6 protein-coding genes are annotated in these 5977 nt (G+C 44.4%); 2 read left to right on the top strand and 4 right to left on the bottom strand.

The window, feature by feature from the left end; all coding sequences use genetic code 11:
- Nucleotides 1-767 (bottom strand): M17 family peptidase N-terminal domain-containing protein (locus V7D75_RS01695; protein WP_333613149.1); only part of this gene is annotated, 767 nt, incomplete at its 3' end.
- 613 nt (nucleotides 768-1380) lie between these two features.
- Between V7D75_RS01695 and V7D75_RS01690 the strand changes: the two genes are divergently transcribed.
- Both V7D75_RS01690 and lptG read left to right on the top strand, forming a co-directional pair.
- Nucleotides 1381-2670, top strand: coding sequence for an LPS export ABC transporter permease LptF (locus V7D75_RS01690; RefSeq protein ID WP_333613148.1), 1290 nt, complete (start codon nucleotides 1381-1383; stop codon nucleotides 2668-2670).
- Nucleotides 2670-3911, top strand: a complete 1242-nt coding sequence (gene lptG / locus V7D75_RS01685) for an LPS export ABC transporter permease LptG (protein ID WP_333613147.1) — start codon at nucleotides 2670-2672, stop codon at nucleotides 3909-3911. Before V7D75_RS01690 ends, lptG begins: the two co-directional genes overlap by 1 nt.
- A 121-nt stretch (nucleotides 3912-4032) precedes the next feature.
- Here the strand turns inward: lptG and V7D75_RS01680 are convergent, their stop codons facing one another.
- From V7D75_RS01680 to xerD, 3 genes are all read right to left on the bottom strand, one after another.
- Complete coding sequence (locus V7D75_RS01680; protein ID WP_333613146.1) at nucleotides 4033-4653, bottom strand: class I SAM-dependent methyltransferase; 621 nt, start codon at nucleotides 4651-4653, stop codon at nucleotides 4033-4035.
- A 181-nt stretch (nucleotides 4654-4834) separates the two neighbouring features.
- Nucleotides 4835-5173 carry a DUF3817 domain-containing protein gene (locus V7D75_RS01675; protein ID WP_288727368.1) on the bottom strand — a complete coding sequence of 113 codons (339 nt, stop codon included), beginning with the start codon at nucleotides 5171-5173 and terminating at the stop codon, nucleotides 4835-4837.
- Between the two features lie 44 nt (nucleotides 5174-5217).
- Nucleotides 5218-5977 (bottom strand): site-specific tyrosine recombinase XerD (gene xerD, locus V7D75_RS01670; protein WP_333613145.1); only part of this gene is annotated, 760 nt, incomplete at its 5' end.

Here is a 5977-nt window from a genome sequence, read left to right as displayed (position 1 = left end):
TCTAACAATACCAATTTGCCTTCTTTGGCTGAACCTTGGGCAACCGCTAAGAAGCAGTTCATACCCAGCGCTGACATCTCATCTTCACCCAAGACGGTGACTTTTAATAAGTCAGGATAAGCTTTGGCAAGCGCTTCGGCTTGTTCGGCCATGTAAGCTGGGAAGCAGATATTGCCCGGCTCATTGGCGACATCACGGGTCAAGCTTTGACCAGCAAACACCGCTTGAACAAAGTCTAATGCCGCTTGCAAAGACTGGTCGGCAAGTAAATAGATGTCGGTTAAAACAGGCGTGTTTTGCTCAGATTTGTATTTATCAAAACGGTAGCTTGCTGCGAGTAAATTCAAAGCAAACTGGCTGAAATGATTTTCTTCTAGCGTATCACCTAAAGCAACGGTAATAGAGTCAACACGTTTTTGCGTGCTTTGATAAATGGTATTAGCGATTTTCTGCAAGACGCTATGGCTAAGCTTATCAAGATTACCCACACCGACGAGTAATAGCTGTACTGGATTTTCTTTCGCGGTTTTTTTATCGCCAGCGAGCGCATAATCAGCCACGGTTTCGCAGGCTTTGCCGTTAAAATGTGATACTTCCATCAATTGCTCAATACGGCTTTGATAATCGCTCAATTGCGCTTCAGCTAAGATATTTTTCTTATCATCGACGAGTACCACAAGACAGGCAGCGTCTTTACTTTTGGCTTCTTTTTTAAGTATTTTTTGTGTATGGGTTTTTGGCAGGGTTTGCGTTAATTTAATATTCATATAGTTATCCTTATTAGAGTTATGAAATGACGTATTTTATTAATGTATTCGTGCTTTTTAAAATAATACTTTTTAAATGCCGTTGCTTATGCAGCTAGCACAATAGTGTAGCATATTGCGAGGCGAGTGCGCAGCGAGCGCGGCGTCGCTATCAACATAGCAATTCTATATTTTTTTGAATCGACTACCTATTTATTTGTGCTATTTAAAATATTTGTACCATTTAAATTTGGCAGAAACAGTAGTTTAGCAACAAAACCTAAAAAAGCGCGGCAAAGGATACCAAGGACAAACAAACTTTGCTAAATGGTATAAAGCAAACATACGGCGTAAATAGTTAATAGATTCACGCCTAGATTAAGGTATTCTTATAAATTATATACACTGTAGGCTTTGTCGGTTTTAGCTATTATGAACCAAACAATCAAGGCTTATAGCAAGATGCATACAATGTTTTCCAACACATTTCACAGCCATTTTTGAGCAAAATATGCTAGGATTAGCGGTTATCTTTATCGCTACTGTTTATAACATGGCGCCAGTCAAACTGCGCTAAATTGTGCGCATACCAACCTTTTTCTAAAGAGTGCCTATTGTGATATTACGCCGCTATATGACTCAACAAGTTGCCTCAACGACCGCCTTGGTCTTGGGGTTTTTAGTGGTGATGATGCTCGGCGGCCGCTTAATCCGTTACTTTGGCATTGCCGCAGAAGGCAATCTGGACATCAGCCTATTATTTACCATCATTGGTTATAATTTGCCCTACTTTTTAGAGCTTATCCTGCCATTGGCATTTTTTATCGCACTCATGCTAGTATTCGGGCGCTTATACGTCGACCAAGAGATGGCGGTGATTAATGCCAGCGGCGTGTCGCGCGGTAAGCTTGGGCGGTTGATGACGCCGCTGATATTGGCATTATTTGTTGGAGAGGCGGCCTTATCTATCGTTGGTAAACCGTGGGGCGTACGCTCATCGGAGAGCGTATGGCAACAGCAAGCGTTGACCAGTGCCTTTGATTTGATACGTCCCAATCAGTTTATCAGTAGTGGCAATTATCATTTGTATGTCGGCAGCTTGAGTGATGATAAAAAACAATTGCAAGATGTGATATTGATTCAATCTGAGACTAAGCCTAAAGGCAGTGCGGCAAAAAATGCGGCCGTTGATGCTAATAACAATATCGACCCAGAAACCGCTGAGCAATTAAATATCCCAGAGCTACCAAACGCGCTTACAAGCAACAATGATATCAGTAAAGATACCATTACCCTTGCCAAACGCGCTCAGCAAGTAGATACCGGCAGTAGCGGCATTACCCAATTGGACTTATTCCAAGGTCGCCGCTATGAAGTCGGCGCGGGCAGTTTAAAATACAACCAAGTGGGCTTTGATCGCTACCGTATCACCTTGACCGAATCTTCCAAAGAAGTCATCACCGAAGCCAATATTGAAACCCAAGCGATAGGCCCGTTGTGGCAAGCGGCGACAGGCAGTACCGCAGTGAATAGTGAAAACGCACTTCGAGCGGCGCAAGGGGAGCTTGGCTATCGTCTGGCCTTGCCATGGCTCATGATTATTGCACCGATGCTGGCCGTGCCACTGGCGCAAGTCCGTCCGCGTCAAGGTCGCTGGTTGCGCCTGTTCCCATCGATTTTGTTATTTGTCAGCTGCGCACTGGGTATTATTTCTCTCAAAAATGCGGTGAGTAAAGGCAGTGTTAGCGTCTGGGCGTATGCATGGCTGGTTTTAGGATTTATGGCTTTGGCGCTTTATATGAACTGGGGCAGCCGCGTCCAGCACCGTTTGCGCTTTCGCAAACCAGATGCGCTATTAACCGTCAGCGGGCATCAAGGCGATATTGACCAAAAAAGTAATGGCTCACAAGGAGGACAATCCTAATGAGCGCTTTATTCTCTAAATCATCAAATTCTAATTCATCAAAGCCAAATTCGCCAAGCTCTAAGCTAAAACTTGCGCCAAAACCGACCAATCTAAAGGTGCTGAGCCGTTACGTCAAGCTTAATGCTTTGCTTGCCATCATTGGCGCGGTTATAGGCTTGTGGGCATTACAGCTGGTATTTTCTTATTTGTCTGAGTTAGATTCGTTAGATGACAACTATACGATGGGCGAGGCGATTAAATATATTTTTTATCGCTCGCCGTACTTCTTAGAGCAGTTTATCCCAACGGGCGCGTTACTTGGTGCCGTGGTTGGTTTGGGTTTATTGGCCAATAAAAGTGAGCTGGTCGTCATGCGCGCCGCTGGCGTCAGCGTTTATCGTATCGTCGGTTGGGTGTTGCAGCCTGCCTTAATTTTTGTACTATTGGCATTGGTGATTAATCAGTTTGTCCTACCGCATTCTAATCAATTGGCGCAAGAAATTAACGATCAAGATAATAGCTCGCTTGTCACCTCGGTACGTGGTTATTGGACGGTGCAACCACGCTTTGAGAGTACAAAAGACGGCAGTGCCAAGCCCGATGGCAGCGATATTTTGTATATCGATTATGCCGATGTGCAAGGCAATATCGGCGAAGTTAAACGTTGGCATTTGGACAATAATGGCAATCTGCAAACTGCTATTCATGCCGAGGGCGGCAAATATATCGGCCGCGAAGCAATAGATACTAATAGCAGCAAACCGAGCGAGCAATATCGTTACAAGTGGCAGCTGAATAATATGACCAAGCTCATGATTAGTCAGGGCTTTGAGAGTAGCCAAGCTATCGCACCGTCAGATACCTTGAGTTTGCCCTTCGCGCCTGAGTCGGTGTATTTACTCACTCGTAAGGCCGAAGATTTGTCATTGACTCAATTATATGAGCATCGCCAATTTATGCACCAGCAAGGCACGCGCTCGTTAAGTCATGAGTTGGCATTTTGGCAAAAGCTGCTGTCACCGTTATCGATTTTATCGCTAGTGATTGTTGCTTGCTCATTCGTCTTTGGCTCACTACGTACGCATAGCTTGGGCTTGCGTATCGTCGTGGCATTGCTATTCGGGTTGCTGTTTAGTTATGTGCAAGACTTGGTCGGCTTTGTCTCATTGGCGACTGGTTTTTCACCATTATTGATGGTGTTACTACCGATTATCGCCAGTGCGATATTGGGTGGATATTTGTTGAAGCGGCAAATGTAACCTTAAAAATGTAATTCTAAAAATATAACTTTAAAAATATAGTTCTAAAAATTTAGCCATAAAAAAGCCCGCTAACACATCATCGTGTTAGCGGGCTTTTTTATTTGTCTTATTCTTGCATTTAATCTTTGGTCGCCATGGTAATGGTATAGGTTTTACCTTGTTTAACCTTTTCGCTATTGCCAAAGACTTCGGTAAACGAGCGCTTCATAAACTGACGTAAACCATTGATTGTCACTACATAAAAACGCCCACCTTGACGCATGCGCGCATAAGCATCAAGGAAATACAGATAATGCTGCTCTTTGCCGACTTTAGCGGGCAAGTTCGACATCACAAGGCTAAAGTCTTTGTCTTTTGCCACATGGTTAAAGCCGTTTGATAAATGTACATCGACATTCTTTAGACCGTTTTTCTCGCAATTCAAGCGCGCATATTCTACCGCCATAAAATCCTTATCAATTAAGGTATGCTGACCTTTCGGGCATTCACGCGCCGCCGTCATCCCAAGCACGCCATAACCACAGCCCAAATCGATCGAATCATCGTCCGCTTGAAAATCCACGTAATCAAGCAGCATCAAGCTACCATCATCGAGCTTTTGCGGTGAAAAAATACCCCACGTGGTCGCAAAATCAAACGGCTTGCCCAGCACATCTTGGCGAAAATGAATGTCTTCACGCCAGTGTTCGGCGCTTTTTAATAGGTCAGCAGGAGGCTTATGGTTTAATGGGTGGCTCATGGGATTCTCGGATAGTAGATAGGTAAAAGGTTAATAAGCTATGGCAGGTATTGTAACGAGAAAAGGGCAGGTTTGCAGCTAGGGATTGATAGAATTGTAGCAAGGGTTGAAGAAAAGAAGTAGGGTGCGCCTATCGCACCTTAATCAAGACAATATCTAACATGGATGCTCAAGGCGCATCCTACTTCCCCAACCGCTTCTTTAATAAATGATCAAAGATAAACGGACCAAATGGTAAAAACGAGCCAAGCACACCTGCAGGCATTGCCCATAGCGGCATCTTTATTTTGCTCGTTGCAATCAGTAGCATCAAAATATAGGCGATAAACAATGCCCCATGCGCCATACCGATATATTTCACGGCTTCAGTAATACCCATCATATATTTTAGTGGCATGGCGATACCAAGCAATAATAAAAAAGACGTGCCTTCTAGATAACCCATGATGGTCAGGTTTTTGAGGGCAGAATTTTGCCCTTTTGTTAGGGTAGGCAGAGTAGATGGCTGAGCTTGCAACACGTTATATTCCTTTTACAATCATCAATAAATCTTTAATTTCAGTTTTAACCGCGCGGATGATGCTCGGCATGCAGCTTTTGTAATCTCGCCGTCGCCACATGGGTATAAATCTGCGTGGTTGATAAATCACTGTGCCCCAGTAATAACTGCACGCTACGCAAGTCTGCGCCGTGATTGAGCAGATGAGTGGCAAAGGCGTGACGTAAGGTATGTGGTGATAATTCTTTATCAATGCTGGCAACTTTGGCGTATTTTTTTAATAGATACCAAAAGTTCTGCCGTGTCATATAGCCGCCTTGCGCGGTCAAAAATACTGCTTGGCAATTACCCGATTTCAAATGCGCAATCAAATCGCCACGAGCGTGCGTTAGATAATCTTCCAGTGCGTCCGCAGCATATTCGCCGAGTGGCACCAGTCGGGTTTTATTGCCTTTACCGGTAATTTGTAGCCAACCAGCGTTTAGATTGACTTGTTCTAATGACAGATTAATCAGCTCACTGACGCGCAGACCGCACGCATACAGCACCTCTAACATAGCTTTATCACGTAGTCCGAGTGCGGTGCTAGTATCAGGCGCGGCGAGGAGATTATCGACATCGGCCTCACTCAAATCCTTTGGCAGTGGACGACCTAATTTTGGACTTTTGATACGCTCACACGGATTGTCTTCACGCAAATTACTAGCAATCATCCAAAGGTAGAATTGGCGCAAGCTTGACAGCATACGTGCTTGCGTGCGCGGCGTTTTGCCCTCGATGGTAAGGGCTGATAAACAGTGCAGCACGTCTTTAGGCTGCCATTTC

It is taken from the genome of Psychrobacter sp. (assembly GCF_036731945.1).
Lineage (GTDB): Bacteria > Pseudomonadota > Gammaproteobacteria > Pseudomonadales > Moraxellaceae > Psychrobacter.
Note: the sequence above shows the minus strand (reverse complement) of the source record. Positions and strands in the feature narration are given on the sequence as shown.